Source organism: Prauserella sediminis (assembly GCF_014195435.1).
Classification (GTDB): Bacteria; Actinomycetota; Actinomycetes; order Mycobacteriales; family Pseudonocardiaceae; genus Prauserella; species Prauserella salsuginis.
In genome coordinates this window covers 12,172-39,079 of record NZ_JACIBS010000003.1, presented here as the reverse complement: position 1 = coordinate 39,079, position 26,908 = coordinate 12,172, and the positions used below count along the sequence as shown (strand labels likewise).

General features: G+C 66.8%; 29 protein-coding genes and 1 pseudogene. 15 read left to right on the top strand and 15 right to left on the bottom strand.

The features are described 5' to 3' along the window. The first annotated feature begins 8 nt into the window (after positions 1 to 8). The 3 genes from FB384_RS20665 (at position 9) to FB384_RS20655 (ending at position 2,644) form a co-directional block, all read left to right on the top strand. Positions 9 to 770 carry a DUF4145 domain-containing protein gene (locus FB384_RS20665; protein ID WP_183786476.1) on the top strand — a complete coding sequence of 254 codons (762 nt, stop codon included), beginning with the start codon at positions 9 to 11 and terminating at the stop codon, positions 768 to 770. Continuing rightward, a complete protein-coding gene (locus FB384_RS20660; RefSeq protein ID WP_183786475.1) occupies positions 767 to 1,672 on the top strand; it encodes a tyrosine-type recombinase/integrase in 906 nt (301 codons plus the stop codon). Before FB384_RS20665 ends, FB384_RS20660 begins: the two co-directional genes overlap by 4 nt. A 228-nt stretch (positions 1,673 to 1,900) precedes the next feature. Continuing rightward, complete coding sequence (locus FB384_RS20655; RefSeq protein WP_221213490.1) at positions 1,901 to 2,644, top strand: TetR/AcrR family transcriptional regulator; 744 nt, start codon at positions 1,901 to 1,903, stop codon at positions 2,642 to 2,644. Here the strand turns inward: FB384_RS20655 and FB384_RS20650 are convergent. The 4 genes and pseudogenes from FB384_RS20650 to FB384_RS27550 form a co-directional block, all read right to left on the bottom strand. Beyond that, entirely contained in the window at positions 2,634 to 4,154 is a 1,521-nt protein-coding gene (locus FB384_RS20650) for an FAD-dependent oxidoreductase (RefSeq protein ID WP_183786474.1), read from the bottom strand. The two genes, FB384_RS20655 and FB384_RS20650, sit on opposite strands and share 11 nt — an antisense overlap. Further along, positions 4,154 to 5,152 (bottom strand): AurF N-oxygenase family protein, encoded by a 999-nt coding sequence (locus FB384_RS20645; protein WP_221213489.1) that lies wholly within the window; start codon positions 5,150 to 5,152, stop codon positions 4,154 to 4,156. Before FB384_RS20645 ends, FB384_RS20650 begins: the two co-directional genes overlap by 1 nt. Before the next feature lie 699 nt (positions 5,153 to 5,851). After that, positions 5,852 to 6,250 (bottom strand): L-serine ammonia-lyase, iron-sulfur-dependent, subunit alpha, encoded by a 399-nt coding sequence (locus FB384_RS27555; protein ID WP_407676106.1) that lies wholly within the window; start codon positions 6,248 to 6,250, stop codon positions 5,852 to 5,854. A 259-nt stretch (positions 6,251 to 6,509) separates the two neighbouring features. Continuing rightward, positions 6,510 to 6,844, bottom strand: a pseudogene (locus FB384_RS27550) (serine dehydratase beta chain); the annotation flags it as partial. Positions 6,845 to 6,998: 154 nt separating this feature from the next. Here FB384_RS27550 and FB384_RS27545 point away from each other — a divergent pair. Then, positions 6,999 to 7,688 (top strand): LysR substrate-binding domain-containing protein, encoded by a 690-nt coding sequence (locus tag FB384_RS27545; RefSeq protein WP_407676105.1) that lies wholly within the window; start codon positions 6,999 to 7,001, stop codon positions 7,686 to 7,688. A gap of 756 nt (positions 7,689 to 8,444) precedes the next feature. Here the strand turns inward: FB384_RS27545 and FB384_RS20630 are convergent. The 5 genes from FB384_RS20630 to FB384_RS20610 form a co-directional block, all read right to left on the bottom strand. Beyond that, positions 8,445 to 8,870, bottom strand: a complete 426-nt coding sequence (locus FB384_RS20630) for a hypothetical protein (protein ID WP_183786471.1) — start codon at positions 8,868 to 8,870, stop codon at positions 8,445 to 8,447. A gap of 5 nt (positions 8,871 to 8,875) precedes the next feature. Continuing rightward, complete coding sequence (locus FB384_RS20625; protein WP_183786470.1) at positions 8,876 to 10,003, bottom strand: putative T7SS-secreted protein; 1,128 nt, start codon at positions 10,001 to 10,003, stop codon at positions 8,876 to 8,878. Then, positions 9,996 to 10,313 carry a WXG100 family type VII secretion target gene (locus FB384_RS20620; protein WP_183786469.1) on the bottom strand — a complete coding sequence of 106 codons (318 nt, stop codon included), beginning with the start codon at positions 10,311 to 10,313 and terminating at the stop codon, positions 9,996 to 9,998. The genes FB384_RS20625 and FB384_RS20620 overlap by 8 nt, the downstream gene beginning before the upstream one ends. A gap of 167 nt (positions 10,314 to 10,480) precedes the next feature. Next, positions 10,481 to 11,188, bottom strand: coding sequence for a Crp/Fnr family transcriptional regulator (locus FB384_RS20615; protein ID WP_183786468.1), 708 nt, complete (start codon positions 11,186 to 11,188; stop codon positions 10,481 to 10,483). Positions 11,189 to 11,199: 11 nt separating this feature from the next. Beyond that, positions 11,200 to 11,583: a hypothetical protein gene (locus FB384_RS20610; RefSeq protein WP_183786467.1), complete on the bottom strand. Its 384-nt coding sequence runs from the start codon at positions 11,581 to 11,583 to the stop codon at positions 11,200 to 11,202. 198 nt (positions 11,584 to 11,781) lie between these two features. Between FB384_RS20610 and FB384_RS20605 the strand changes: the two genes are divergently transcribed. Both FB384_RS20605 and FB384_RS20600 read left to right on the top strand, forming a co-directional pair. After that, entirely contained in the window at positions 11,782 to 12,513 is a 732-nt protein-coding gene (locus tag FB384_RS20605; RefSeq protein WP_183786466.1) for a hypothetical protein, read from the top strand. Then, a complete protein-coding gene (locus FB384_RS20600; RefSeq protein ID WP_183786465.1) occupies positions 12,506 to 13,051 on the top strand; it encodes a hypothetical protein in 546 nt (181 codons plus the stop codon). Before FB384_RS20605 ends, FB384_RS20600 begins: the two co-directional genes overlap by 8 nt. A gap of 127 nt (positions 13,052 to 13,178) precedes the next feature. On the opposite strand, the gene FB384_RS20595 is transcribed toward FB384_RS20600, so the two are convergent. Both FB384_RS20595 and FB384_RS20590 read right to left on the bottom strand, forming a co-directional pair. Further along, positions 13,179 to 13,868 (bottom strand): 2'-5' RNA ligase family protein, encoded by a 690-nt coding sequence (locus FB384_RS20595; RefSeq protein ID WP_183786464.1) that lies wholly within the window; start codon positions 13,866 to 13,868, stop codon positions 13,179 to 13,181. Between the two features lie 301 nt (positions 13,869 to 14,169). Beyond that, positions 14,170 to 14,457: a hypothetical protein gene (locus tag FB384_RS20590; RefSeq protein WP_183786463.1), complete on the bottom strand. Its 288-nt coding sequence runs from the start codon at positions 14,455 to 14,457 to the stop codon at positions 14,170 to 14,172. A gap of 448 nt (positions 14,458 to 14,905) precedes the next feature. Between FB384_RS20590 and FB384_RS20585 the strand changes: the two genes are divergently transcribed. Next, complete coding sequence (locus FB384_RS20585) at positions 14,906 to 16,303, top strand: helix-turn-helix domain-containing protein (protein WP_183786462.1); 1,398 nt, start codon at positions 14,906 to 14,908, stop codon at positions 16,301 to 16,303. Here the strand turns inward: FB384_RS20585 and FB384_RS20580 are convergent, their stop codons facing one another. Further along, the gene (locus FB384_RS20580; protein ID WP_183786461.1) at positions 16,304 to 16,996 is read right to left on the bottom strand and encodes an HAD family hydrolase; all 693 of its coding nucleotides are present in this window, start codon (positions 16,994 to 16,996) and stop codon (positions 16,304 to 16,306) included. A 289-nt stretch (positions 16,997 to 17,285) separates the two neighbouring features. On the opposite strand from FB384_RS20580, the gene FB384_RS20575 reads away from it, so the two are divergent. The 7 genes from FB384_RS20575 to FB384_RS20545 all read left to right on the top strand — a co-directional run bounded on the left by FB384_RS20575 (position 17,286) and on the right by FB384_RS20545 (position 23,473). Then, positions 17,286 to 17,594, top strand: coding sequence for a hypothetical protein (locus FB384_RS20575; RefSeq protein WP_183786460.1), 309 nt, complete (start codon positions 17,286 to 17,288; stop codon positions 17,592 to 17,594). Beyond that, on the top strand, positions 17,591 to 18,820 hold the full coding sequence (locus tag FB384_RS20570; protein WP_183786459.1) for a hypothetical protein: 1,230 nt from the start codon (positions 17,591 to 17,593) through the stop codon (positions 18,818 to 18,820). Before FB384_RS20575 ends, FB384_RS20570 begins: the two co-directional genes overlap by 4 nt. Continuing rightward, positions 18,789 to 19,235: a hypothetical protein gene (locus tag FB384_RS20565; RefSeq protein ID WP_183786458.1), complete on the top strand. Its 447-nt coding sequence runs from the start codon at positions 18,789 to 18,791 to the stop codon at positions 19,233 to 19,235. Before FB384_RS20570 ends, FB384_RS20565 begins: the two co-directional genes overlap by 32 nt. A gap of 251 nt (positions 19,236 to 19,486) precedes the next feature. Then, positions 19,487 to 20,512: an NAD-dependent epimerase/dehydratase family protein gene (locus FB384_RS20560; protein ID WP_183786457.1), complete on the top strand. Its 1,026-nt coding sequence runs from the start codon at positions 19,487 to 19,489 to the stop codon at positions 20,510 to 20,512. Beyond that, entirely contained in the window at positions 20,509 to 21,771 is a 1,263-nt protein-coding gene (locus tag FB384_RS20555) for a glycosyltransferase family 4 protein (RefSeq protein WP_183786456.1), read from the top strand. The genes FB384_RS20560 and FB384_RS20555 overlap by 4 nt, the downstream gene beginning before the upstream one ends. Further along, a complete protein-coding gene (locus tag FB384_RS20550; RefSeq protein ID WP_183786455.1) occupies positions 21,771 to 22,823 on the top strand; it encodes a phosphoenolpyruvate carboxykinase (ATP) in 1,053 nt (350 codons plus the stop codon). The genes FB384_RS20555 and FB384_RS20550 overlap by 1 nt, the downstream gene beginning before the upstream one ends. 20 nt (positions 22,824 to 22,843) lie before the next feature. Next, positions 22,844 to 23,473: a hypothetical protein gene (locus FB384_RS20545; protein ID WP_323985381.1), complete on the top strand. Its 630-nt coding sequence runs from the start codon at positions 22,844 to 22,846 to the stop codon at positions 23,471 to 23,473. Here the strand turns inward: FB384_RS20545 and FB384_RS20540 are convergent. Then, entirely contained in the window at positions 23,440 to 24,423 is a 984-nt protein-coding gene (locus FB384_RS20540) for a phosphotransferase family protein (protein ID WP_183786453.1), read from the bottom strand. The two genes, FB384_RS20545 and FB384_RS20540, sit on opposite strands and share 34 nt — an antisense overlap. Positions 24,424 to 24,465: 42 nt before the next feature. Between FB384_RS20540 and FB384_RS20535 the strand changes: the two genes are divergently transcribed. After that, entirely contained in the window at positions 24,466 to 24,897 is a 432-nt protein-coding gene (locus FB384_RS20535) for an NUDIX domain-containing protein (RefSeq protein ID WP_183786452.1), read from the top strand. A gap of 593 nt (positions 24,898 to 25,490) precedes the next feature. On the opposite strand, the gene FB384_RS20530 is transcribed toward FB384_RS20535, so the two are convergent. Both FB384_RS20530 and FB384_RS20525 read right to left on the bottom strand, forming a co-directional pair. After that, positions 25,491 to 25,967, bottom strand: a complete 477-nt coding sequence (locus FB384_RS20530) for an Imm1 family immunity protein (protein ID WP_183786451.1) — start codon at positions 25,965 to 25,967, stop codon at positions 25,491 to 25,493. Next, a complete protein-coding gene (locus tag FB384_RS20525; protein WP_183786450.1) occupies positions 25,964 to 26,713 on the bottom strand; it encodes a DddA-like double-stranded DNA deaminase toxin in 750 nt (249 codons plus the stop codon). The genes FB384_RS20530 and FB384_RS20525 overlap by 4 nt, the downstream gene beginning before the upstream one ends. Positions 26,714 to 26,908 lie beyond the last annotated feature (195 nt).

The window sequence follows — 26,908 nt, the reverse complement described above, 5'->3', positions numbered from 1 at the left end:
TTCCGACCATGACCGAGCCTGACGAACACATCGAACCGGACGAACAGTCCGCCGACTCAGATCACCATCCGGCGCGAGACAAGCCCGCCTTTGCCTGTCCACACTGCGGGGTCGTGGCGCAACAGAAGTGGGCAGAGCTCGTGGGCCGTTCCGCAATGGGCGGTCCTGGCGGGCCGGTGGAGTCGGGGACCACGGCTGGCGGTCATTTCTTGAATCTGTGGAAGTCCTCGCACTGTGCGGTTTGCCAGCGGCCGGCGCTGTGGCGCGCGGAGGTCATGGTCTACCCGTCAGCGAGTCTGGGGGACAGGCCGCATCCCGACATGCCTCCTGAGGTGCGTGAGCTCTATGTCGAGGCTGCTTCAGTCGCGGCGGTGTCACTGCGCGCGGGGGCGGCACTCGCGCGCGCCACCGTGGAGAAGCTCATCAAGCAGCTAGATTCCGGGGCTTCTTCCAAGGATGGACTGGATATACGGATCGCTCGGTTGCACGACCGTGTGAGCCCTGACCTGGCCCAGATCCTCAACGTCGTGCGGTTCACGGGCAACAAGGTGTTGCACGGCGAGGATCAGCCGAGCGAACTCGTCGTGATGGCCTTGGACGATCACACTGGGCCCGCGGTGATCGGGGCCCTACTGGCGGCTGCCAACGACCTGGTCGACGAACTCATCAGCCGTCCGAAAGAGCGGAAAGCCCTCTTCGACAAGCTGTCGGACGGGGTCAAACAAGACATCGCACAAAAGCAGGCTCGCGCGCAGGAGGAGCAGTCGTGAGCACCGAGCTGGCGCCGTCTGCAAGTTCGGGTGAGCTGAGCCAGCTGCGTGTGGTCGGCGAACTGGTCGAGCGGGCTCATGCCGAGCGGGCCGAGCTGGCCGGGTTGCCGCAGCGGGAGCAGGTGTTGCTGGCGGCGTGGCTGTCTTCGTTGCGGTCGCGGCGCACGCGCCGGGCCTACAGCGGTGATCTGCTGGCATGGTTGGCGTGGCTGGGCGAGCGTGAGGTGGATGTGCTGTCGGCGGGGCGGGTGCACGTGGACCTGTGGGTGCGCGAACAGGAAGTCGCCGGGGCGGCAGCGTCGACGGTGTGCCGGCGACTGTCGGCGCTGTCGAGCTTCTACCGGTACGCGGCCGCGCACGATCTGGTCGACGTCGTGCCGACGGCCGGGGTGGCGCGGCCGACGGTCGATCGGGACCACACCGCCACCATCGGCCTGGACGGCGAGCAGACCCGGGCGCTACTGGCCGCGGCCGATGCTGGCCCGCAGCGGCTGCGCACCGCGGCGATCGTGCGGCTGCTGGTGCACAGCGCGATCCGTACCGACGAGCTCACCGCTGCCGACGTCGACGCGCTCTCGCGGGACCGCGGCCATCGGGTACTGACGATCGTGGGTAAGGGTGGGCGCCGGGTGAAGATCCCGCTGGCCCCGTCCACCTGGGAGGCACTCGAGGTCTACTTCGAGGCCCGCGCGGCCGCGGCCGGCCCCGAGGGGTGGCGCCAGCGGCCCGGACAGCTGCGGCAGAACCACCTGTGGGAGCTGGTGCGCCGGCTGGCCCGCACCGCCGGGATCGACGTGTGGGACCAGCTCTCGGCGCACAGCCTGCGTCACACTGCCATCACCCTCGCCTTGGATGCCGGGGCGAACATCCGGGACGTGCAGGACCTGGGCCGGGCACCGTGACCCGCGCACCACCCGCCGCTACGACTACTCCCGCGGCAGCCTTGGCCGCAGCCCGGTCTACACCCTGGCCAGCTACCTCGCCTGGCCGGAGAGATTCGGCGTCGATGGGTGTTGCAGGTCGAGGTCGGACACGGTCAGTGCATGATGTTGATCATGTGCGGTTGAGGCTCCCTTGCTGAGACAGCCGCTCGCTGAGTATGGCGTTTGGGCCCTGGATAGACTTGGGGCGTGTCAATCAACGCGGAACGCGCAGTGCGTCGTTCGGGCAGCGGCTACCGTGCGCGGTGGGAGGGGCATAACTCCGCGCGAGAGAAGTTGATCCTGCGGGCGGCGGTGGAGTTGCTCGAGGAAAGTTCCCCGGGCGCGGATATTGCGGTGCAGCAGGTCGCGAAGCGGGCGGGTTTGGCCAAGTCCGTGGTGTATCGCCGGTTCAGTGATCGTGAAGATCTGGACCGTCGAGTCAGGTCGTATCTGGTTGAGGACTTTGCGGCCATGCTGGATGCGGAGCTAAACATCTCAGAGGGTTCGGTCGAGGAGATCCTCACCCGATCCATTCAGTCTGTCGCGGAGTGGATGTCGGAGCATCCGCGGCTGCACGAGTTCCTGCGCAACGGCCCGACCGCCGACGAGGCCAATACGGACGCGGTCAGCAGCCTGAAGGCCAGAATGGCCGGCAAGGCGCGCGAGATCATCGGGTCCGTAGCGAAATCGATCGAAGTCGATGAAAGCGCCTTCAGATCATTGAGCACGGCCGTCGTTACGATGGTGGAGGGCACGCTGACCCAATGGGTCCGCGATCCGAACCCGGACACGAACCAATCGGAGGTCGTCGCTGATCTCGCGACGTATGCCTGGTACGTGCTTGATGGCGCTCTTCAGTCCGCGGGGCTCATCATCGACCCGACGGCCGAACTCGTCACGGTCATCAACCAGCTGCCCAGCCTCGCCAGCGACGACGCTGTCACGAGGTGAGAACGCGTCGGCGTTGCTCAGCGAGGGTTGAGAGCTCGTCGCTGCTCGTTGCGGGTGCGGCCAGGTAGCCCGCGTTGAAGTCGGCGACCAGTTCGGTCACGGTTTCCAATGCGCAGGACTTGTTGTTGCCGATGAAGCCGCTCGGGCCGCGCTTGATCCATCCGGTGACGAACGTACCCGGCGAAGCGTCGCCGGTTTCGGGATGGAGCACCCGGCCACGCTCGTTCGGCACGACACGGGCCGCCTCGTCGAATGGCAGGCCGGGCAGCGGCGTCCCCCGGTATCCGATCGAGGTCAGCACCAGCCCGGCGTCCATGACCTCGAGCTCTCCGGTTGATTTGACGCGCGCGACGTCGTCGGCCGCGTCGACGAGTTCGTTGCGTTCGAACTCGACCCCGTCGACATGGGCACCTCCGGTGATCCGGACCGGGGACAGTAGGTAGCGCAGCTCGATGCGCCGCGCCGTGTTCGCAGCAGGCGAGAGGCCGCGCAGCGCCGTGAGCTTGTGATCCATAGCGTCGGCGAGGTCCAGTTCTTCCGATCGGGCGGTGAGTTCGACGCCGGGAGTCGAGCGGAGTCCAACCAGCTCGGGCAGTGTGAAGGCCGACTGGGCAGGCCCGCGCCGACCGGCGAGCACGACTTCCTCGATCCCGCTGCCGCGCAACGCGCGCAGCGCGGCCGGGGAGATGTCGGTCTCGGTGAGGGTGTCCGGGTCGACGGTGAGGATCCGGGCGACGTCGAGGGCGACGTTGCCGTTGCCGATCACCACGGCACGGCGGTGCGACAGGTCGAACGTGCGGTCGGTGAACTCCGGGTGGCCGTTGTACCAGGCGACGAACTCGGTCGCGGAGGCCGTGCCGGGCAAATCGATACCGGGTATGTCGAGCTTGCGGTCGGACGAGGCGCCCGCAGCGTAGACGACCGCGTGGTGGTGAGTGAGCAACTCGTCGTGGGTGAGGTGTTTGCCGATCTCGACGCCGCAGAACAGACTAAGCCCCTCCTGGTCACAGATGCGGTCGAACTGGTCGCTGACCTTTCTGGTGCGTTGATGGTCGGGTGCCACGCCCCACCGGGCCAGCCCGTACGGCTGGGACAGCCGCTCGAACACGTTGACCCGCGCGCCCGGAATGGTCAGGATCTCATCGGCCGCGTACATGCCCGCGGGCCCGGACCCGACAACGGCGACCCGCAGCGATTCGGGCCGGTCGCGCACCGTCAATGGTGGTACAACCGGCGCCAGTATCGGGTATTCCCGTGGGCTGCGGTAGAAGTCGCTGTTGATCGAGAGGAAGTCCTGTTCCTCGTCGGTGAGTTTGGTGTGCGGCTTGATCGCGTCCACCGGGCACGCCGACACGCACGCACCGCAGTCGACACACGTCGCCGGGTCGATGTAGAGCATCTCCGCCGAGGTGAAGTCGGGCTCGTCCGGAGTCGGATGGATGCAGTTGACCGGGCACGCCAACACACACGACGCGTCGCTGCAGCACGACTGGGTGACAACGTGCGGCATCAGCCCACCCGCCGCGCGTCACGAGACGGCTCGCCGCGATAGCGCGAAGGCTTCCCGTCGATGTGCAGGCGCTTCCACAGCTGCCTGCTGATCGGGTTCATCAAGCCGAGGTCGGTGGCGAGCTTGCGCATGTCACCGAAGTAGCTACTCAGAATCGCCCGGGAATGCTCGCTACGCCAGAACGCCTCCCGAAACACCTCGCGCGGGATACCGAACTGCCGGGCGAACGAGCGCGGCGGCGTCATGATCTCACCCGCGAGCCACCGCATCGCCAGCGGGAACGCCAGCGCACACACCGCCTTGCCCGCCGGGCCCATCTTCTCGATATGCACCCGCAGGAAATCGCCGCCGAAGGAGATGTGCCGCGCTTCCTCGGCGATGTGGATCTGCATCACGCGCAGCACCGCCGGGGGCATGTTCGCGCCCTCGCGGATGACGGCCTTCTGGAAGTGATCAATCGGTTCCTCACCCGCCAGGATGCCGATGAACAGGATCACGTGCGCGTAGCCACCGGCCACCCCGATCAGCGGCGACATCCTCCGAAACCACGGCCGCATCCCGGGAACGTCGACACCGATCCGATTGACCAGCTCCTGAAACATCTGGATGTGGTTGCATTCCTCGGTCATCTCATGCAGGCAGTAGCGAAACTCCGCTGACCCGTTGGGCAGCTTGAAGATGTACTGCATCATCCCGCGGATCAGGATGCTCTCGAACGCGGAACCGACCTTGAGCGAGTTGGCCAGCCGCCACTTGCCGATCTCGATCTGCCGATCCAGCGGCAGATCCCGATACCACTGGGTCGCACCCAGCGGATCGATATCGGCCGAAAGCACCCAGCGCCGGTCGTGCGGGTCGATGGCGTACTCCGGCGCGTCCCAGTCGATGTCCTGGAACGGATCAAAACTCTGGTGCACCGACCCCTCAGACAAGGTCGCCAGCAGATCGCGATACTCCTGGTCGAACGGATCAACCCCAGTCGACGACGACAACGTCACCGATACCTCCTCGTCATGACAGCCCCTACCCGATTGCCGATGCGATCCGGCCCCATTCGAAGCCAAATTTACTGGGACACACCGTCCCAGGCAAGGCCCCAGGGCCGGATGGGGTCCCGAGCAGGGACAATTGGGCTTGCTTGCCGCGTTCCGCATGCGGTGTAAAGGGCGGACTCCCCAACCGGACGCATGAAAGTGCGCGATCAGCGACGGATCGTCATGCGGCTTGGCGCGCGCCGCGCTGGCAAATCAGAGGCTAATTGGGTGCTCGAGCCCGGCACGGATCGGCACTCGCTGGCATCGAAGTCTGGCGCAGGCGTCGTATGACCTGCACTTTTCGACCCTGAGAGACACTCGGCGACAGCGGCTCCCCACTGACTACGGATCAGAAGGTTGAACCAGGTGGAAGTGGTGACGGAGGTGAGGTGGGTTTCGCCAAACCGTCTTTCCAGGATGGTCGACCGCGGAAGTCACCGGCGCGTCGGCTGGCTCGAGTGTGTTGCCTGGGTGCGAGTTTGGGTGCGAAACGGTTCCTCATGCTGCTTCGTTCGCACCCACCGTGACATCTCGTGCGAGCGTTTCTGCTGGTGAGGGTGCTGTGTGACGGCTGCCGGATGCCTCATAATCCGTTGGCAGTCGGTTCAAGTCCTGCCCCGGTCCACCCTTGTGACCTGTATGTTCGCTGGATCGCCCGGCAGGTCACGATTGTTTGCCTGTGAGGGGGTCAGCATTCGATGACGTTGACGGCGAGGCCGCCGGTGGAGGTTTCCTTGTATTTGTCGAGCATGTCGGTGCCGGTGTGCCGCCTAGCAGGGCTGTCAGACCTCCGGCTGCCATGGAGCAGGCGGATCCGACCTCGCCCTGGCAGCCGACCTCGGCGCCGGAGATCGATGCCCGCTGTTTGAACAGGATGGCGATGGCTCCCGCGGTGAGTAGGTAGTGGACGACGGCGTCGTCGCGGGTTGCCGCGTCGCCTGTGCGTAGCGTGGGTAGGTAGTGGAGGGCGTAGAACAGCACAGCCGGGATGACGCCGGCGGCGCCGTTGGTCGGGGCGGTCACGACGCGCCCTCCTGCCGCGTTCTGCTCGTTCACCGACATTGCGGCCATGCCAGATGCGGAGGAGGCCGGTGTGGATCTGGTCGGGGCGGCGGGTGGTGGACTCGTTCGCGAGCATCACGTCGGCGATGTCGAGGCCGGTGCGGGCGCAGATGTCGAGCAGGTCGGCGGCGGTGTCGAACCGGTGCGGAGCGGGCGTGCCGTCCGGTGTGTGCGTGCAGTCCTCGGCTGTCACGTCGGTGTCGGACACCACGAACCCGCCGCCGAGCGAGTAGTAGGTCTGCTCGGCCACGGTGGAGCCCTCGCCGTCGTGGGCGGTGAAGCGCAGTGTGTTGATGTGGTGGGGCAGGACGGTGCCCGGCATGAGTGAGATGTCGTCCTCGGCGAAGGTGATGGGGTGGTGCCCGGCGAGGTCGAGGGTGCCGGTGCGCCGGATCTGCTCCCTGCGCCGGGCGCCGTAGGCCGGGTCGACTGTTTCCGGATCCAGGCCCTCCGGACCTAGTAACACCGCACCCGGGGTGCCATGTCCTGTCCCCGTGGCCCCCAACGAGCCGAACAGCTCCACGCGAAGCGCTCGAACGTGGCTGGTCCTGCCGTCATCGTCGGTCCGTCGGCGAAGAGCTTGGCTGCTCGCATGGGTCCCACGGTGTGGGAGCTGGACGGGCCGATGCCGATGGAGAACAGATCGAAGACGCTGATCACTGTGGCGCTCCTTCGGTAGCAACGTCCCCCTCTCGCGCAAGACAGAGGAACTGCGTGGCACGTGGAAGAGGTTGGCGGGCGGGGTGTCATGTCGGGGTACCGGTGCGCGTCGTGGTGTCGAGCATTCGGTGCGCGTAGGCCTCGTCTTGCTCGGACTTGCGCTCGAACTTGGCGGATAGCTATCCCGAAGTCGACATCCGACTCATCCATCGGGAGGTCGACGACGGGCATGCCGCGCTGCTGTCCCACGAGTTCGACCTCGTTCTGGGGTGAGGAATACCCGGGATCGGCGTTCCCCGTCCAGTCCGGAATCCATCGTGAGAACTTCTACACCGATCCGATCCGGCTTGTCGTCCCTGCCGACGGAGCTCTCACCGGTTCCGCACGCAGCAACGGAACACCCCGCAGGCTCTCCGATCTCAAGGACAGACCGTGGGCCCTGGAACCGTCAGGAACCCGAATCCATACCTGGACAGTGGCCCAGTGCCACGACGCCGGATTCGAACCCTGCGTGCTGGCCCACACGCCCGACCCGCTGCTCAATATTCAGCTGGTCCGATGTGGACACGCCGTATACTTCGTCCCTTCGCTCCTGGGTGAGGCGCACTTTGAAGGGATTGTGCCACTCGACCTGCCCGACCGTCCTAGCCGGACACTGTTCACCGCAGTCAGGACAGGCCGCGAAACCCACCCCGCGCTCCTTGCCGTCCGTGACGCCCTGACCCGCGCAGCTCAGGCCATCGAACGGCCGCCGGCCGTACGCACGTTGGAGGCATGACCGGTCCTCAACGGGGACGTGGGCGTCCCGGTTGCCGCGTGCTTTCTCGTTCCTGTCGGCCCCGCTTGACCGCACCGCTGATCGCTGCCCTGCTCAGGCCGTTGTCCTGGTCCGCCTACGGTGCGGCCGGGCGGCCGGGGCCGGACCGCCTCGGTGACCGCGGCGGCCACCGGGTGGCGCAGGTTTCCTTGAATATCGCGAAGCATGGAGGTGTGGCCGGTCGCCTCGTGGATTCGCCCGCGGCGATGTCGGGTTGTTGCCGTAGATGCGGTCCGTCGGTTCGTCGTTGACCATGCCGCCGGAGTAAGCGGGGAGTCCTGCGCGTCGCAGCGCACTGTCTCCTCCCAGGACGCGCTGATCGCCGCGGTTGTGAGTCAGTAGCTCGCAGAGCAGGCGGTTCGCCTGGAGGCATTGCCGCCTGGTCGCGCCTCCGTTGAGGAGTCCCTTCGCAGGTATCTGTCCTCGGCGCATCGCGACGACGCGGCGTCTCCAGCGGCCTCCGGTTTGGCTCAGTTGCCGACGTAGAGCCCGAGATGGAGTTGCACGTGTCAGCATCGCGGGTGCGTGGACGTGTCGAGCACCGTTCCATCGCCGAGCCCGCCCGCCACATCGGGACGAAGCAGGTAGTACATCACGTTGCAGTGGTCTCCCTCCGGCGTCGTGACGCGTCCTGTCTCCGACGGCGCTTCGGGTGGAAGGCGCTCGTGTGTCCGAGACGGGGCTGGCGCGCGGCGTTCAAGAGTTATCGGTGCCGGGTCAGGTCGCGGTGTAGTCCTCAATGTCGCAGTGGTCGAGGTTCCCCTGCTGTAGAACGGCGAGGCCGCGGTCGGAGACGACGAGTTGGCCGATAGCGGTGGTGCCAAGGTCATCCACGCCGGGCGTTCCGGTGACGAAGAGCCAGCGGATGCCGGGGATGGCGGCACGTTCATCGTCGGGTGCGTCCTCGGAGACGGTCACCTCGACGTCGCGAAGCTCGTAGTGGTCGAGCTCGCTGTTTTCGATGGTGGCGGCGAGTGTCTCCGAGATGAAGTAGCACGGGTAGGACTCGATCAGTTCATCACCGAGCCACCCGTCGAGATGCAGGTGTGCATGCGTAACTCGTGGAGGGTGGACCGATGCGTCCATCACTACGTGATCGCCAAATTCGCCAGGTGCAGCAGGTTCAAGGGAGTAGTAGGGCATCGAGGTCACCTTACCGGCGGGTTGAATCGGCCGCCGTACTTGTTGTCGATATGGGTCGCGAAGTCCAGGAGGTCTTCAGTGGATGCGTTCGGGTTGTGCTTGTAGAACCTATTCCATTCTTTCCGTATCTCACTCAGGTGTAGCGTTGCATTTTCACCTTTGGGGATGCCGCGGAGGTTTTCGTAGGAGTGCATTTCCGCTGCCGTGATCCCGTTATTGGGGTATTGCTTGAGTGCTTTCTGTTCGACGGCGTGGTGGACGACGACCTTGCCTTCGAGGTCGGGGTGCTTTTCGAAGAAGGTCTTGCGGTAGTTGGTGTGGGTGGCATGGCCGAACCTCGCGGGTGCGTGTCCTGCGGCCTTGGCGATGTCGGTGGCCTTGTCCGCGGCCTTGCCGGCGGTGGCGGCCCATCCCGCGAAGGGGACGGCGGCGGCTCCGGAGATGGCAGCTTCGGCATAGCGGCCTTGCCCGGCGTACCAGGCGGCGTTGGTGCCGTCGGCGAGTTCACCGATGCCCGGGATGAGGCCGGCGAGGTCGAGGGCTCCGTGGCCCATTTTGCTGAGGGTCGTTTCCTCTTCGGCCGGGGTGATGCTGCGGAGGGCTTGCGCGGTGTCGTCGGCGACCTGTTTGAGTTGGTGGCGTGCCCGGTTGAGGGTGTCGCGGGCTGCCTGTCGGGTCGATTGGCCGGGGTCGGAGAACGGTTCGACGGTGATGCACGTCGGGTTTCCAGCGGCGGCGTTAGCCTGGTTCTGGCGGGTGGCGTCGGTGACTGCTTGATCGTGTTTGGCCCGGGCTTTCGCGGTCTGCTGCTGCGCCTGCTTCCACAGCTCGATGGCCTCGCGCGCTTGACCCTGTGCCCAGCGCAGCGTTCCGGCATAGAGCCCGAGGACCTCGCCAGCATAGGTCAACGAGTCACCGGCCTCGTACCACTTGGTCGGTTCGTAGGAGAACTCGTCACGGAAGGCGTTCGCTGCTGGTCCGGTCCAGGCGCCCGTGTCGATCGCTCGCAACCCGATCGCGGCGTTGACGGCCTGCTTGCCGCGCGAATTGAGGACCTGGACGTTCTTGTCGATCGCTTCGGGGTTGCCCTGGATCAGCGCTCGCGGGTTGTCGGTCTCGCCCAGCTCAGCCATCGGCCACGTCCACAGCCGGGTCGTCGGGCAATGCGCCCTTGGCCTGCTGCTCGGCCTCGCGGTAGGCCTGGGCCGAGGCCTTCAAGGCTTGACCGATCTCCTCGGCGTCGTCGACGAGCTCGTCGATCCGATCGCTCCACCGGACGCAGACGTCCATGAGCGCGTTCCGCAGCGGCTCGTCACCGTACATTTCCGGCTCACCAGTCAAACTGCGCAATTCGAAGTTGTCCTGTGCCTCGACGGCCTTCTGAACTGCGGTTCCGGCTTGTTCGAGCGTGTCGACATCGACGTGATAGCCCGGTCCGTCCATTTCTCCCCCTGTAGCCGCACGTAACGGCAGGGTAACTACCGGAGTGACTCCGGAGTCAACCGAACACCGCGTCTACGAGTCGTCCGGTGAGAACGCACACGTGCAGTGCACATGTGCTGTGGCGCTGTCGGCCCACTCTGTGATGCCGCCGGCCAGGCGTGGAAGGTTCAGTCGAGGGCGGTTCGGCCTTGTGCCACGGCGGTGAGCCGGGCGCGGTCGGCGACCGTGATGAATTTGCGGGCGCGGGCGATGATGCCCTGTTCTTCGAACCGGGTCAGTTTGGTGATGAGGGTGGTGCGCCCGGTGGGGATGAAGTCGGCGAGGTCTTCGCGGGTCCAGGGGACGGTGAAGGCCCAGCCGTGTTCGGTGCGGTAGCCGCAGGTGTCGAGGAGATAGTCGAGGCGTTCAGCGATGTGCTGGAAGCTGACCCGGGTTTGGGTCACGGTGCGTTGGTGCTGGGCGATACGCATGCGGCGGTTGGCGATCACGAGCAGCCCGATTGCGGCCTCGGAGCGCTTGTCGAGGAACGCGCGGAACTCCGGTGCCGGGATGCGGCGCACGACGACGGTGCTCATGGCGACGACGCTGGCCATGCGCTGCGGGTGGTCCGGGTCGAGCACCGCGGCCTCGCCGATGAGGTCGCCGGCAGCGGCGACGTCGAGGATCACGGTGGCACCGTTGGCGTCCTCTCCCACGACCTGGGCGACGCCGGAGGTCACGAGCATGACCCATTCGCCGGGGTCGCCGACGTGGATGAGCCGTTCTCCGCGGGAGAACCGTGTCGAGATGCCGAGACTGCCCAGTTCGCCGCGGAGCGGCTCGTCGAGCAGGTCCAGGAGCGTTCCGGGCCGGGGTTGTTGCGTGCCACCCACCATGAGCGTTCAGACTAGCCTTTCCCGTGTGTCGAGTCGCTGGTCGTTGTCGGCTCCGGCCACGTGTCAGGCGGGCAGCCGGAACCGGTGAACAGGCCGAGTCTCACCAGCTCTCGTCGTATCCAGTCGGCGAGCTGGTGGAGTTCGCCGCCCGCGGGTTCGTCCTCATAGGCCAGTAACACCGGATGCGGCCGGCCGGTTTGATGGCGGGCCACGTGGTGCAGAGCCTGACGCACCTCGGAAATCTGCAGCGGACGGACGTGCCGTCCGATTCCGGGCCGCAGGGCTGGTTTGAGCACCATCACGGCCTCGACGGTCTCTGCGAGCGAGAATTGGTGTTCCACGGTGATCGCGAGCTTGTGCTCACCATCGACCATCCGGCGCCCGATCGTTCCCATGATCTTCAGGGGACCACGGATGCGCCGGTCTGAACGTTCACCGGTGAACGTTCGCGGCTGACGGTTGATGCCGGGTGATATCCGAACCAGGAATCGGCCGCATCAAGTGTCTGATGCGTTCAGCGGCGAACCGAAAATCCGTTCCGGCGGTCCCACACTCCGTTCCGTGATCATTACGGCACGGAGGGATGGGATCTGATGGCGCTGTTGTCGTGCGCCAGGTACGAGGCGCAGTCGCACGCCGTGTTGGCCATCGACATGGTCGGGTCGTCGAGGGTGCCCGACGACCTGCTCGACCCGATGAAGTCCGAGCTGGAACAGCTCCTGGACCAAGCACTCGCCTCGGTAGGGCTGGACAGTGGGCAGGCACGGCACTTCCGCGAAACCGGTGACGGGGTCATGGTCGCCTACCCCGAACGCCACCTCGTCGCGCTGACCGAAGTGGTGTTCTATCTCGACCACCTCCTGCGCACCCGCAATCGCCATGCGCGATTCCCGATGCGGGCGCGTGTGGCAGTGCATGTGGGTCCGATGCACGAGAACGGTCGGTACCACCGGACCTACATCACCTTGACTCGGCTTCTGTCGGCCAGGGCGTTCTGCGACGTGGTCGCTCACTGGTGCCGGCGTGATGCGACCGGCGAACGGTTCGGCGCGGCGCTCATCATGAGCGAGACGGTCTGGTCTCGGATCGTCGAGCCGTGCCGTGTTCCCCTCGTGCCCGCCGCGCGGTGCGCCCGAGTCACCGTGGCCACCGAGGACTTCCACGGCCAGGCGTGGGTGCATTTCCCGGGCCTGGAAGCCGATACCGCTCTCACCACCTGCTATCTCGACAGCGTGCCGGACCGGCCCGGCGGGACAGGCGGGCAAGGGGCGGTCCCGTACTCCGACACGGCCACCTCGTGTGTCGGGTGGTGGGGATATGCCTGAAGCACTGCCCCAGGCGTGGCCGGTGCGGGCCGTCTACCGGAGCCGCATCGCCGCGAGCGCCTGCCAGGCGTTGAGGCGTGATGCGGGACACCTCCGGCTCGTCAGGACAGCCGATGACGCCCGGGCGGCGCAGTCGCGACGGCCTCGCTACTACCTGCTCGACATGCGCTGGCGCACCGACTCGATCGAGATCCCGTTACCCGAGAGCGCGTCGCACGAACGCTGGCTCACGTTGCAGGTCGAGTGGGGCGTCGCCGACTCGTATCTCCTGCTCGCCACCGGACCCGAGAACGGCATCGACCTGCTCAACCGGCACGTGCGCCGCGGCGTCCGCGAGATCGGGCACGCACAGCGCACCGACGTGTTGGCCATCCGGCGGCATGTCGAGAAGGCCATGGCGGGGCAATCACACGACACCGCGACCGGACTGAACTGGACCGTGACGAGCGTCCGCGCTTCGGCCCGCCCCACCTCATCGACGAACTGGCGTCAGCGGCTCGACCAGGACCTTCACGACGAGCTCGACACGGGCTACTGATCGACACGCAACGCTGACATCCAGCAGGGACCTGGCTGCGGCCCGCCACCCACGACTGGAACAGACCGTTCGTCCACGCGTGCCTCGGCTATCGGTGTTTATGCCGAAGTCGATGTTTGCCAGTTCACTACGCCGCGTCTATCGGGAGGCGTTCGAGCACATGCCATCGGTACTGGTGGTCGGTCCGGTCCAGCTCGACCAGCCGTAGCTCGGTGATGGTGATCGCGGTTGACGGTAGTGACCGGGCCTTGTGGGCGGCGGCGATGAACGGACCGGGCGGCTGCACCTGGTTGCTGTAGGCAATGCCCACGTGCGGGCGGTACTGGGTCAGCGGGTCTACGTCGTCGTAGCCGGAGGCCGCGGACACTGCTCGGTGTAGGCACAGCAGTGGAGACCACGGGGCCACGCTGAAGCGAAGTGCGCCGGGTGAACCGGCCAAAGGGAGTAGGCGGAGGTCGAAGGGCCGGGCCGCCCGGCAATGCTCGCTGACGGTGGTAACCGCGGCGTCGAGCGTGCTGGCAGGAACTTGATCGACGTACCCGAAACGCCGCACGGTCAGATGCAGGCTCTCGGGTGGGATGAGATCCAGGCCGTGCTCTGGAAGGGCCGCCTGGCACCGCTGGCTCAGCTCGACGGCGTGGGACTGCTTGTCCAGGGTGACCATCCAGTGATACGAGCGCCGATGGGCCCGGTCCCAGTGACACAGCATCTGGTCGACCTGCTCGAACGCGGCTTGATCGTTGCGGGCGACGCTGGCGGGGTCATCGGGGTCGGTTGGCGGCCTGGTCGGGAAGGTCGAGCTGTACGAGGTGCCCATGCGGTACACACCTACCCGTCTCCAAGGAACAGCCCTCAACCGGTTCGACCGGAGATAGCCTGGACATCAGGGCGATCGCGCCAGCTGCGGAGTTGGTCAGAGAACTCGAGGACCTGCGGTTCGTTGGCCCAGCGCTGGGTGAGTCCGTGCAAGGTGGTGGCCCGCTGCCAGACTGATCGAATCGGTTGATCCGCGCACACCCGCAACGCCTCCCGCCCCAGCGCAAGTGTCCGGTCCAGGTCCGAGTCATGCCTGTCGCGCATATCAGCATGGCGGCGCGAATGGTGCGGGATGATTCGCATCACTGCTCGTCATCGAAGGTGAGACGTTTCAACCCGTCCAATACGCGCTCAAGCAGGTCTCGTGAGGGGCGTTCCCCATCAGGTAGGGCTGTTCCTGTTTCGGCAGCCTTAAGTGAGGTGTCTTCGAACCTGGGGTCGGCCGGAAGGGTTCCGGTGACGGCGTCGAGGTGGAAGGTGTCGGTGTGTGCGTTCATGAGTTCATGGCTGTGCCGTCCACCCGGTCCGAACGTCGTGCCGCTACCGATGACGGGGCGACCGGTGGCGTCGCGGAGCGAGTGGGTGCCCACGTGGTTAGTGGGCCGCGCCGACTGGTTCGTAGGTGGACTCGACGTGACGCAGGCGCGTACATGCCAGGCATCGCTCACTGTCGCTCTCGCCGCGACGCGGAGCGCGAAGACGCTGCGGACCACAACGCGCGAGCATGAGCGTTTGATGGGTGTCGCGGGCCACGAGGCGGCCGGGCATGGTGACGACGTGGTGGGCCACGAACCGAGGTAGATGCCACCGGCCTGCGCGTGCGGTTTCGGGGCATTTGGTGTCGGGTGTGATGTCGGTGACCAGCATGAGGACCCTCTTCAATGAAGCCTCGTGTACGGATGTTTGTCGAGTACAGTCCCGGCGTGCCTGGGGACGTAGGGGCCGCGGGGTGGCCAGGCGTTGCCATGCATGGCGGGCCGGTTGAGCTGCGTATACCGTCACGAACGGTGCATCGGCTTGCGCATGGGGTGAATGGGAATGGGCGATGGCGAGACGCGCCGGTACCTGCCGAACAAGCGGTTGACTTGGCAACGGCTGCAACGCGGGTGGAGCCGGGAGGAACTGGTCAAGCAACTCGCCGGGAGTATGCGTGCGCACGGTGACGGCGAGTCGGGGCTGACCGCGCATACGGTGCGTCGGTGGGAGTCCGGGCAGCGCTGGCCCGAACCCCGTTTCCGTAAACATCTGGTGCTCCTGTTCGGGATGCCCGCCAGCGAGCTGGGGCTGCTGACGATCGAGGAGTTGGAGAACCAGCCCGGCGATCCGTCGGTGACCGACTCGGCGGTCACCGACACTGCGTTGAGTGCGATGGTCAGTGCGGAGCTGAGGAGGTTGTTGATGAGCGATGGCGGGGGTATCGGCCGCCAGCAGTTTCTCCGGGCAGCACTGGCGGCGGGTCTGTCGCCCTTCCTGGCCTCGGCCACGGTCGAGAAGGCGGACGCGGCCTGGCACAGTCCTGGACACGCCCGTGACCCGCGCGCGGTCGAGGCCTACGAGAGTGTCACGGCCTCGCAGCGCAGCCTGTACTGGACCGCTCCGGTGGACACGATGTGGGAGGCGACGCTGGGACATCTTCGTCTCGGTCTCACGCTCCTGGGACAAGCCACCACCCACCGAGACGGCGCGGACTCGCTTGCGGGTGCTGTCGCGGAAACGGCCCTGTTGGCCGCGCGGATCGCGTTCTTCGACCTCGACAACCCGACGATCGCGACGCGGTGCTTCGAGCAGGCCGAGACCGCCGTCGAGCACGCCGGTGACCACGCGCTTGCAGCCGCGATCGCCGCTCACCGCGCGTTCGTTCCCGGCTTCGCGGGCGACTCCCTCGCCGCGCGGCGGCACCTCGACGTCGCCCAGGCCCATGCCCGCTTTGGCGGCGGTCCGAACCTGCGGGCATGGATGCACTGCGTCACCGCCGAGATCCACGCGCGTACAGGGCACGGCGCGACGGCCCGGGACCAGATTCGCCAAGCCGAACACGCGCTGGGCACCGCCGGCAGTGACCCGGACTGGCTGGATTACTTCAGCCCCGCGCGGCTGGCCGCGTTCGCCGGCAACGCCGAGCTCCTCGCCGGACGACACGAGTCCGCCACACGCTGGCTCGACCGATCCCTCGGCGAGCTAGACCTAGACCCGCAGGCTGGTAAGCAGCGCGCGGTCGTGCTGCTTGACCTCGCCGCGGCGCACGCCCCCACCGATGTCGATCACGCCGCGACGCTGGCGCACCAGGCCTGCGACATGCTGGGCGATCACCCCTACGGTGCCGCCGTCGAACGCATCCCGGCGGTGCACCAGGCATTGGCCGGGACACCGGCAGGCGTCGAGCTGGTGGACCGTACTCGGGCACTTCGCCTGCCCAGTGTGACCACCGACGCGTGACTACACCGCGTCGCGGGCGGCCTCGTTGTGTTCGGCGACGAGGCTATCCAGCGACACGAGATTGTCGAGCTGGAACAGGCATGAGGCTTCCACATCGGCTCCGAGAATCGCGGTGGCCGCGTTGTTGCGGAGGATGTGGCCCCACGGTCCTCGCCGGATCACCGCGGTCTTGATCCCCAAGTCGACGGCGGGACGGATGTCGTTGTCGAGCCGGTCTCCAACATACAGGATGTGGTCAGCGGGCACACCGGCCTCGGCGATGAGACGTTCGAAGAACTCCGGCGACGGCTTCGACGCATTCCAGCTATCGGACGTGCCGAGTACGTCGAGCGGTAACTGGAGCGCGCGCAAGATCCCTTCCGCACGCGTGGTCTGGTTGCCCGCGACGCCCACGACCAAGCCTTGCTCTCGCAGGTTCACAAAACAGGGCCGCACGTCGGTGTAGAGGTCGGTTTCGTCGAAGGTTTCGGGCTGCCCCGCTTCTGCGCGTGCGCGGCGCTCCCGATCGAGGTCAAAGCCGGGTTGGAACACCTGAAACGCCTCGCGGTAATCGAGCCCCCGCGCGATCACGGCGCCGAACACCGCGGAGAACGTGTGCCGGGGCACCCCCAGCCAGTCAGCCCAGGTGCCGTACTCGGTGGTCTCGTCCACCAGAACTTCCCCGACGTCGAAAAACACCGCACGAATGGTCATGGCGCCCACCTTAGGGACCCGGTGACGCGTCATTGGCACACCCGCGGCTACCCAGTGGCCACTGTTTCCCACCGGCGGCGGTTGGTGAGCTAGGCGTGTTGATGTCCACGACCACGAGGAACGCCGCCGACATGACACCCGCCACGCCTCGATGCGGCACCCCGACGCACGGTGGGGCCCAGAGAGTCCCCTCCTTACCCCCGGCCCACCCGGGGTCCCACTGTGCTCCCACCTCCACCCCGGTCGGCGCGCCGACGCCGGGCCGTCCCATGCGGGAAGGCAGGCTGGCGTGACCGGGCACAGCGGTGACGAGGCGCATGAGCAGGTCCACCGTCTTATCGACCGCGGCTGGTCGTTCGTCGGTACTCCGACGCAGGGCTTGCTTCTTCGCTGCTACGACGCCTCGGATGCAGTCGACACCCTTGAGGTCCCCGCCACCGGTGACTGCCTCGCCTGGCGCACGCACGTCGATGGCACCGGCGAGCGTGTCACCTGGAGATCTCGCGGTTCCCTCGACGACTGCGTGCGTGCGTTGTTGGAACTGCCCGAACCCACAGAGCACGGACGTTCTGGTTCGGCGCCGGAGCGACCATCGTGAGCACGCCGGACATCGTTGAGCCTGGCGAGACGTATTCCGTTCCGGCGGCGAGCCCGTCCGGGGCGCCGGTCGTGATCGTCGTTCCGGCCGCGGCTCACGGCACGGTCGCCCAGATCGTCACCCAGGCCGAACACGCCGTGCACGTGGCTCGTGGCCGGCACACGCCGGTATGCACCGTCCTCGTGGACACCAGCGCCCCTGCCGATACCCATGCCCGCGAGGCGTTCCTGTCATCGCCGACGGGCTGTTCGCGCCACGCTGTCGCCTGTCCCCGAGCGGGGTGGGGCGCGGCCGTGGCGCGTGGTTTCCGGCACGCCCTGCATCTTCAGGCCAGCCTGGTCGTCGTCGATGCTGATAAACCCACGGGCGAGGACGCGGTCGCCGGTCACTTGCCGCTGTCCACCGCGATCACGATGCTTCGGGAACAGGCATTGCCCGGGGTGGTGTGCGGCCCGCTGGCGCGGCCGTGGTGGCAGCGGCAACTCGCGACCCATGTCCTTCGGCCACTGCTGGCGCCTGGCCTCGGACTTACGCTAGTCGATCCTGATGCGCGCACCCTCGTGCTGTCACCCCGCGCGGTCCAGATCGCGCTCAACCCGCGCTGGCGGCTCGACACGCTGCCCGGCGAGCAGGGGCTCACCGTCCTCGCTGCCGCACGCTACGCCGGCATGGACCTGGACCAGGGCCCGCCGCGGACCCCGAGCATCACGCTGGACCAACTTTCGTCCGACGTCGGCGATCTTGCCGATCACGACCGCGGGCTGGGGCTTCTCGAGGCAGCGCTTGCGACCACGCGACTCGCCCGCGCTGTCCCCGCTAACGCCGTCCCTCCGTGGACCGCGGACCTCGTACCGGCCAACGTCGACGACCACGACGTCCTCGACAAGGCACTCGCTTTCGCCGCCGATGCCCGCGCCTCGCCACCGGGCGCGGCAATGCCACGGGCTGGTGACTGGCCCGGTCCGCTGATCGAGGCGTGGTACGCCGCCCGAGGACTCTCTCCCAACCTCAACGCGATCGCCTGCCGGCTCTGGGACGCCTACACCCACCGCGTCCACGCCTGGCTGCGCGCTGCGGTCCGCCTCGACGCGCACCCAGCACGGCTGCGGCAGTCGGTGATCGCCGCCAATACCGAGTTTCTGACCGCGACGGCGACCCCCATCAACCCCGTGACCACACTCGCCATGGAGAACCATGAACACCACCGGCTACCGCAGGCCATCTGACGGCCAACGGCGTATCCGCGCCCACCTCTTGATCCACGCCAACGACGACACCTCGGGCGAAGCCAACATCGCCGTCATCCGCTCACCGGGCGGGAACTGGGTGCTGCCCGGCGGTCCTGTAGTTGCGATCCCGGCGAAGCGATCGCTGCTCGAGCACGTCCGGAACCAGACCGGGCTTGAGGTGGCCGAGTCCGCGCTGACCTGGGTCGGGGTGTTCGAAGCCGCGGACGACCCGGCCTGCCTCGTCCTGGTGTGGGAAACCGGTGTCGAGCACACCGCGCTCGCGACGCACGAGGACTGCCAGTGGGCCGATCACGGCGGGCTTCCTCGGCCAACCCGCGACGTCGCCGTGTTCGACACCGACGACAGCAGCACGCACGACATCGCCCACCTCATACCGCTGCATCACCCGTGACCGACGGCGGGGCGGTGTCGACCCCGACCGCGCACCGCCCCGCCGTCCTCCAAGCCCGACACCCAGGTCCACGTTCTCGGAGGTACACGACATGCTGCATGCCACGGCCACTTACCCCGCGTCGACGGGCACCCGGCCACGCGGCTCGTGGCCGAGGGCGTGGACGTGTGCGGCCTCGACCGGCGCGACCTGGGGCGGGTGTTCAGGCACTCGCCTTTCACAGAGTTACGCCATGATCGACACTCAGACGGATGGCGGCGCGGCTGCGGCCGCTCCGGGGAACGGACGCCATGCCCTCGACGACCAATGACATCGCGCCTCGCGCCGTGCTCGTCACGGGAGCAGCCGGTTTGATCGGCGTGCCCGTCGTGCGAGTGCTGCGCGCACGGGGTTTCCGCGTAGTGGCGGTCGACGACGGAAGCGCGGGCACGCTGCACCGGCTCGACGAGTTCGCCGACTGCGCCGAGGTGCAGCGTCACGTGCTCGACATTCGCCAGCGTTCGGAACTGGTACAGCTTATGGCAGCCGAACACCCGTGGGCTGTGGTGCATCTGGCCGCGCAGCACTTCATTCCGGCCTGTGACAGCGCCCCCGCCGAAACATTGGCGATCAATGTGCTGGGCACTCAGCACGTGCTGGATGCCTGCGCTGTTCACCCGCCGCAACGGCTGGTGTTCACCTCAACCGCCGACGTGTACGCCGCGAGCGAAAGCCCGCATCACGAGGATGATCCGGTAGGGCCACAGGGCGTGTACGGCTGGTCCAAGCTGTTCGGCGAACGGCTGTTGCAGGACCAGGCGCACCGACTCGGCCACTGCACAGCGGTAATCGCCCGCCTATTCAACGTCTACGGACCCGGTGATCCGCACCCGCACCTGCTTCCTGAAGTCCTCCAGCAGGCACGGCACGGCCAGACGCTCGACCTCGGCGACCTGAACGCCGCCCGTGACTTCGTCTACGTCGATGATGTTGCCGAGGCATTGCTAGCGCTCCTGCGCACTCCATGCGCCGGGGTTTTCAACATTGGCGCTGGAGTTCCGGTCGCTGGCCGAGAACTGGTCGAGCTTGTGGGGAGCCTTACCGGACGGCACCTGGAAACACGGGTCGATCCCGACCGACTTCGGCACCGGTCGCGGCCTGTGTCCTGCGCCAATCCGGAGCGCCTGCGACAGATCGTGCCGTGGTGGCCGCACACCCCGTTGCGGGAGGGCATTCGGCGAACGATCGCGGCCGATCTTCTTGCCCGCGTTGACGAGTCGGAGGGCAAAGCATCATGAGCGCGGCAGTTCCCAACCTCGTTTTTCTGCTGGACACCCCAAATGTCTGGCGTGGTCGGGCACTGGCGGGCACCCCGGCCCGCGTTCTGGCCCTCGCCGAACACAGTCACCAAGCGGGCGCCGCTGTCACGGTGGTGCTGTGTGATCGCGGCGCGGAGTACGGCACGGAGCAAGATTGGCCATTCGACGTGGCGCTGGTCCATCCGAGCGACTTCTACGCTCCCGCAACCCTCGCGAGGGTTCTCGGGACAGATGCGGCGGATTTTCTTGTCCTGTGCGAAGCAGAAGCGCTCGTGGCCATGGGACGTGAGTTAGCCGGACTGCTGGACGCGCGCCTGGTTTACGACATGCACGACGACGACGCTGCCGTCGCTGCCAGCGTCGGCGAGCCGCAGGAGACCGTGCAGACCCACGAGAGGACACAGCGCACCGCGCTGCGCACCGCTGACAACGTGATCGTCTCCACGCGCAACGAGCAAGCGATGGCAGCCACGGCAGGGATTCCCGCGCCGCGCACCGCGCTGTTGCCCAACGGCGCGGACCCGTACCAGCGCCGTTGCTGGGGACCAGAAGTCGACGCCGCGACACTGGTCTTCGTCGGGAACCTTTACTACCAGCCCAACGCGCGAGCGGTCGACGCCATCGCCGCCACGATTTGGCCCACACTGCGTGCGGGTGGCCTCGACGTTCGGATGCGGATCGTCGGCCGCGGACCTGCCTTACTGGCCCGCGGCGGTCAGGGCATCGAGTTCACCGGGCGCGTGGACACGATCAGCCATGCACTCAAAGGCACGACCATCGCGCTCGCCCCGCTGACCGCCGGATCGGGCGCGAAGATGAAGGTCCTCGACTACCTTGCCGCCGGACTGCCAGTCCTGGGCACACGCGAAGCCGTGACCGGGCTGCCGACCGAGCATCCCGGGGTGATCGTGGAGGACGACCTCTACATGTGGCCCGCACGGATCGCCGCGCTTCTGCGCGACCCTGCCGCGCTCGACCAGATCGGGCGGGCGGGCCGCCGCTGCATTGAGCAGGAGCTGCCCTGGCAGCGCATCGGCGCTGGACTGGTGCGGCACTGCCGGTGGTGGCTCGCCACCTTCCGACCAGGTGCGAAGCCGGCCGTCGACAACCATTGCGCCGGCGTACCCCGATGGCTCACCGAGCACGCGGACCAGGACGCCCTGGGCGCCCCGGAAACCACCGAACCAGGACAACCGCGTTGGCTGCGCCAGACCACCGTCGTACCGGATGGGCGTTGATGGATTCGCGATTCCTCGATCTCGGGACCTGCGTCTGCCGCCTGAGCGCGTCCGAGGAAATCCAGGACGCAATGCGCCACTACGTGAGCCCGTTTCTCGTGTCAGCCGGGATCCATGAGCCGCCGCACCTGACGGTCTCGGTTGAGCGTGACGCTGCCACCGTTGCCCAAGTCCGGCAGTCGCTCGCCGATCTGCCGCCGACCACGGTGCGCACCAGTCACCCGGAGCAGCGCTATCGTATCTGGATCATCGAAGACCGCGAGATTCTGCTTCCCGAGCATGCTGCGGACCACGTGATCATCAGAACCCCCGGGCTCGTGGCTGTCGCCGCCGAACGCGCGTGCGTCGCAGCCACGATCGGAATCCGAGTCGTGCGTCAACTTGTCATGCGTGGCGGTGAAGTACGGGGAGGGCGCTGCGTGCACGCCGCAGCGGTGGACATCGACGGACGTGGGTTGCTCATAGCTGGGCATCCCGGTTCCGGCAAGACCACGGCGCTCACCCATCTGATCGAGGATCACGGCGCGCGTCCCGTATCCAACGATCGCACCGCGCTCATCCCCACTGACACCGCGCGCTGGCATGCCATCGGCGTGCCGTTAGCCGCCCGTTTCACCCCGGAAGGCATCGGCGGCTCGCCGACCCTGACGGCTGCGCTGAACCACTTCGAGCCCAGCCGAGGACGACACCTCGTGGACGGCAAAATCGAGCTCACGCCGTGGGAACTCGCCACCCTGTTCAACCGATCCACTGCGCCGGTGACCGAGGTCGCCCACCTCGTGATCCTCACCCGCTCGGCACAGGTATCGGTCGGGGAACGAGACGGTGACTTCGTACAGCACCACCTCGACTTCGGCACCGAGGATTTCTTCGCCGACGACTGGCTCAACCTCCGCTCGCACCTCAGCGAGGCCCTACCCGAAGCCCAAAGTGCGGGCGACGATCTGTGGGAACGTCTGGCCGAGACCGTGTCCGTGCTCCCGCTGGCCTGGACCGATCCGGCCGAGTTGCCACGCATCGCCGCGACGGCCTACCGGCGAGTCCAGACGTGAGGGGATGCGTACTAGCCGGCGTGTGGGGTGCGGGCAAGACCTCCGTCTACCAGCGCACCCTGGGACGACTCGCCGCTGCGGGCTGCGAATCGCTGATCGCAATGCCACAGGCGGCAACGATCACCACGCACACTTACACACCCGGCGCACTGCACGAGCACGCTGCCCACATCCTGTCGTGGCTGGATCACCTGACCGCGTTTCTCGAAGAGACCAACCGCCGATTCCAGGCGAGCACGCTCCCCAAACACCGCTTCGCGTCCGTGTGGACCCCGACCTGTCTGCTGGAAGGGCTCGGCTTCGATGCCCCGATGTACGGGCTCCCGTTCGGCCGTGACGCCCTGACGAGCATTGAGCAGCGCCTCGCCGCGCTCGGTGTGCACTTGGTCCTGCTGCGCGTCCCCGATGACCGCATCCGGGCGCAGTGTGTGGAATCGACCCGGCACTACCGGGGACCGAAGTGGGCGTGCTATCTGGAGGGCTTCGGCGCAACCGATGCCGGGCGAGCCGAACACGTCAGGCAGGTACAAGCCGAACTGATCCGGTGGGCGCAGACTTCACCCTTGCCGCTCCACGTGCTCGACACGACCACACAAGACTGGGATGTCTACTCCCGCTACGTCGCCGAGCTGATCGCCGACCAGACATGATCGGCCCCATCCGACCGAACCCACGCGCGCAGTCGCCGCAGGTAGTCCTCGCGCATCGCATGATCAGCGACCTGCGTCCAATACTTGACCCCGGTCAACAGTTCCAGGCCGGTTGCCACAGCCATTCGCTCAGACCAGCATGCAGGCCACGGACCGGCTGCCCGGTAGCCGTCCGCGAACGCTTCGGCCCAGCTCTGCTGATCAGGAAACATCCACATTGCGGGCTTGACGAAATCCATCGCCGGATCGACCCACCGCACGTGCTCCAAGTCCAACAGGACGCGAAAGCGGCCCTCGTCATCGAGGAGAATGTTGGGCAGATACACGTCCAGGTGCGCAACGGCTGGCCGCGCGACCGGCGACACCTCCTCGGCCAAGCTGTCCAACAAGTCCAACCCAGTCTTGACCAGCGCGGCGGGAATGTCGTCGACGAAGCGATAGGCGTCCCGCAGTGCCTCCACGCGGCTCGTGACGACGGTGTTCCAGGTCGCCGAGATCGTGCCCAAGCCGCTCGCAGCATCGTCGAATCCCTCGACAGGGACTTGGTGCAGCGCCGCCAATGCCGTGCCCGTAGCACGCATGACCTCCAGCACCACCGCAGGTTCCAACGCGGGCAAGGCTTCCTCGGCGTCCACGCCCGGCACGTATTCGAACACGGTCAACGGTCGATCAGCCACGGAGGCGCAGGACTCGGTGAACGCCAATACAGGTGGGACCGCGATCCCGTGCTGCCACAGGCGGCGGTGCTCGGCCAGCCGCTCCAGACCAGCCGTTCCGGCCGGTCCCAGGAGCACCTTGCCGACCAACCAGCCGCGCGACGACTCCAGTACCCACGAGGCGTGACTCCGACCTTGCCGCAGCGGTCGGACTACCTCGACCGGAGCCGCGTCGGGCACCAGCTCCGCCACACCCGCCGCAACATCCTCAGCGGTAATCTTTGAGGTCGTCACAAGCCGTAACTCTAAAGACACCGACCGACACGAAGGGCACCCATGAGCGCCGCCACCACTGAGATCATCGCCCGTGCTGTCATCCGCCGCGACGGTCAGCTGCTCGTCGCGCGCCAACGCACCAGGTCCTGGTCATTTCTGCCGGGCGGCCACGTCGAACCTGGGGAACGGGTGGAAGCTGCTTTGGTCCGCGAACTGAGCGAGGAACTCGGTACCGAAGCCAGGATGGCAGGCTTCGTCGGCGCGGTCGAGCACGGCTACATCGAGGACGGGACCACGCACCACGAGATCAACCTCGTCTTCGACGTCGCCATCACCGACACCGACCCGATCAGCCAGGAAGACCACCTCGAGTTCCACTGGCTGCCTCTCGATCAGCTCGCCGAGACTGACGTACGACCCGGCGCCCTCAAGGCTGCCCTGGCCACGGCAGGAGACGATCGCACGCCGTTCTGGCACGGCTGGAACGGCTGAGTGGGCTGCTGGCACGTTCGACAACCTCGTCGTCAGAGACGGCGCCACGGCAATGCGCATTCGCGGGCCGATCGCGCAGCGTCTGCACGACCTTCCGGCCGGGCACACCGTGACCATGACAGCACACCAACCACCTGGCAGGGACGCATGAACCAACCATCACAGAGGCCGGGTCCGGAAGACGGCGATCGCCTCGTTCATGCCGAACTCGCCGTGTTGGCCGATGACTGGACCATCACCGTCCGGATGCGGCCGCGCCCTTCGATGGCACGGCGCGTCCCTGGATTCAGACGCTGCTCCGGGACTTCGTGGCCGCGCAGGACGGCGCTATCGGCATCACCACGGCCCGGCCGGTGAACGTGCCACTGACGATTGAGGTCCGCAGCCACGAACCCGCCGGCGACGACCTGAACGCTGGGACCACGTCGTCGAAATGGGCCTCCACACGCCCACGGGACGACTGATCACGTCACCGTTCCCGCGCCGAAACACCGACCCGACGACCGTCACCGTCCCACCGGGCCACTACGCCGCCCGCGTCCACCACGCAGGACTCGACACCATGTCCGCCGACGGACTCGACGGCGACGAACCTAGCTCGACACCGAAGCTGTCTCCGATTGCCAGGCGACGTTGAGCGGACGTTGGCCGGTGTCGAGGAACTCGATCAGAGCTTCGGTGACGGCCGATGCCGGGATCTCGCAGTTCGGTGGGAACTCGTCGGTCTCGTACAGAACCGGACGTTCGGGGCCGTCGCCGTGGCTGTAGAGGTGAATGGGTTCGGGGCCGTGCCCGTCATTGCCTCGGTAGGAGAGCGCTCCTCGGTCTCCGTGGATGCCGGCGATGACTGCATGATCCGGCACCGTGAGGTACCCGCTCGGGGCGTCGTCATCGGGGATGGCCGTGTCGACACGGGGGCGTGCGGTGTGGGTCAGGATCGCGTCGCTGACCGTGTCTTCGACGAGCACCGCCACGAACGCTCGGACTTCTCCCGAGGTCGTCAGCTCTGCGACCTTCTCGACGGGCGGCTGGCCGGGCTCGTGGACCCAGTACTGCGCTTGGAGCGTCACGACACGCGCTTCCCTTCGTATCGGTACGGACGCCCGGTTGGGCCGTAGATGATGAGTGTGGCATCGGCTGGCAGGAAGTGCTTCAAGAACCGGTGGCAGCTGACGTTGGTCACCGGATCGATGCCGCACGGGTCCTTGCCGATGACAATCGTGCGTGTTTCGCCTGCCTGCATGGTGGAGGCTTCTTTGATCTCGATGTGACGCGCGATGTCCGGCACGAACCCGCCTCGCGCGAGGCCAAGCTCGGTCGCCTTGGCCACGGCAGCCGTGTAGGCAGGGTCGGTCTGCCCCGATTCCAGTCGTGTCCCGCTGGACACTGCCGTGTCGCCATCGCCCTGATCGTCCAAGCGCCAGCCACGCAGCGGCTTGCCGTAGGGCCACGGATTGTCCAGCTTGCCCCGGTACCCGGCCACACGTGCAGCGACGTCACCTGCTGGCTTCTGAGGCGACGTGTCGGGTCTCGGTGACAGCGAGGGCTCTGTCCGCTCGCCGTGTTCGGCAAGCCAGGCCCCCGTGCTTTCATGGGCTGACGCGAGTAGTTCATCTACTCGTCCAAGGCTGCCGGAGAGAGTCTGCAGGGCGGCTTGCGCGGTCACCAGGTCGTGGTTCGCCGTCCCCTTCGTGAGTTCGACGAAGCCAGGCGTCACCCCGTCGACGACGCGTGCGCGGGTCTCCTTGACCGCGCCCGTAGGTAAATATTCCAGCGCGCCGCGTAAGCGCTCGATGACCTCTCGCAATACCGTCACGGCGGCCTAGAGTCCCCGTAGATACGATTCGATCGCACCTCGAAACTCTCCGAGGCTGGCTGCGGCTGTCTCGAGCTCCGCCAGGGCGGTGCGCAGCGCGGAAGGTGCTGCTTCGGCGGCTGGGTGTCCACTCCCGCGCCATGCCTCGAGCATCTCGGTCAACGCAGCTTCCATACTCGCCCGGATCGCGCTGAC

Excerpts from the sequence above, each read along its gene's own strand:
- FB384_RS20560 (WP_183786457.1), top strand. The coding sequence starts at position 19,487 with ATGGCGGCGCGGCTGCGGCCGCTCCGGGGAACGGACGCCATGCCCTCG.
- FB384_RS20535 (WP_183786452.1), top strand. The coding sequence starts at position 24,466 with ATGAGCGCCGCCACCACTGAGATCATCGCCCGTGCTGTCATCCGCCGC.
- FB384_RS27545 (WP_407676105.1), top strand. The coding sequence starts at position 6,999 with ATGTCGGGGTACCGGTGCGCGTCGTGGTGTCGAGCATTCGGTGCGCGT.
- FB384_RS20650 (WP_183786474.1), bottom strand. The coding sequence starts at position 4,154 with ATGCCGCACGTTGTCACCCAGTCGTGCTGCAGCGACGCGTCGTGTGTG.
- FB384_RS20665 (WP_183786476.1), top strand. The coding sequence starts at position 9 with ATGACCGAGCCTGACGAACACATCGAACCGGACGAACAGTCCGCCGAC.
- FB384_RS20585 (WP_183786462.1), top strand. The coding sequence starts at position 14,906 with ATGGGCGATGGCGAGACGCGCCGGTACCTGCCGAACAAGCGGTTGACT.
- FB384_RS20630 (WP_183786471.1), bottom strand. The coding sequence starts at position 8,870 with ATGCCCTACTACTCCCTTGAACCTGCTGCACCTGGCGAATTTGGCGAT.
- FB384_RS20580 (WP_183786461.1), bottom strand. The coding sequence starts at position 16,996 with ATGACCATTCGTGCGGTGTTTTTCGACGTCGGGGAAGTTCTGGTGGAC.
- FB384_RS27555 (WP_407676106.1), bottom strand. The coding sequence starts at position 6,250 with ATGTCGGTGAACGAGCAGAACGCGGCAGGAGGGCGCGTCGTGACCGCC.
- FB384_RS20595 (WP_183786464.1), bottom strand. The coding sequence starts at position 13,868 with ATGGGCACCTCGTACAGCTCGACCTTCCCGACCAGGCCGCCAACCGAC.
- FB384_RS20625 (WP_183786470.1), bottom strand. The coding sequence starts at position 10,003 with ATGGCTGAGCTGGGCGAGACCGACAACCCGCGAGCGCTGATCCAGGGC.
- FB384_RS20565 (WP_183786458.1), top strand. The coding sequence starts at position 18,789 with ATGAACACCACCGGCTACCGCAGGCCATCTGACGGCCAACGGCGTATC.
- FB384_RS20605 (WP_183786466.1), top strand. The coding sequence starts at position 11,782 with ATGGCGCTGTTGTCGTGCGCCAGGTACGAGGCGCAGTCGCACGCCGTG.
- FB384_RS20610 (WP_183786467.1), bottom strand. The coding sequence starts at position 11,583 with ATGGGAACGATCGGGCGCCGGATGGTCGATGGTGAGCACAAGCTCGCG.
- FB384_RS20555 (WP_183786456.1), top strand. The coding sequence starts at position 20,509 with ATGAGCGCGGCAGTTCCCAACCTCGTTTTTCTGCTGGACACCCCAAAT.
- FB384_RS20600 (WP_183786465.1), top strand. The coding sequence starts at position 12,506 with ATGCCTGAAGCACTGCCCCAGGCGTGGCCGGTGCGGGCCGTCTACCGG.
- FB384_RS20615 (WP_183786468.1), bottom strand. The coding sequence starts at position 11,188 with ATGGTGGGTGGCACGCAACAACCCCGGCCCGGAACGCTCCTGGACCTG.
- FB384_RS20620 (WP_183786469.1), bottom strand. The coding sequence starts at position 10,313 with ATGGACGGACCGGGCTATCACGTCGATGTCGACACGCTCGAACAAGCC.
- FB384_RS20550 (WP_183786455.1), top strand. The coding sequence starts at position 21,771 with ATGGATTCGCGATTCCTCGATCTCGGGACCTGCGTCTGCCGCCTGAGC.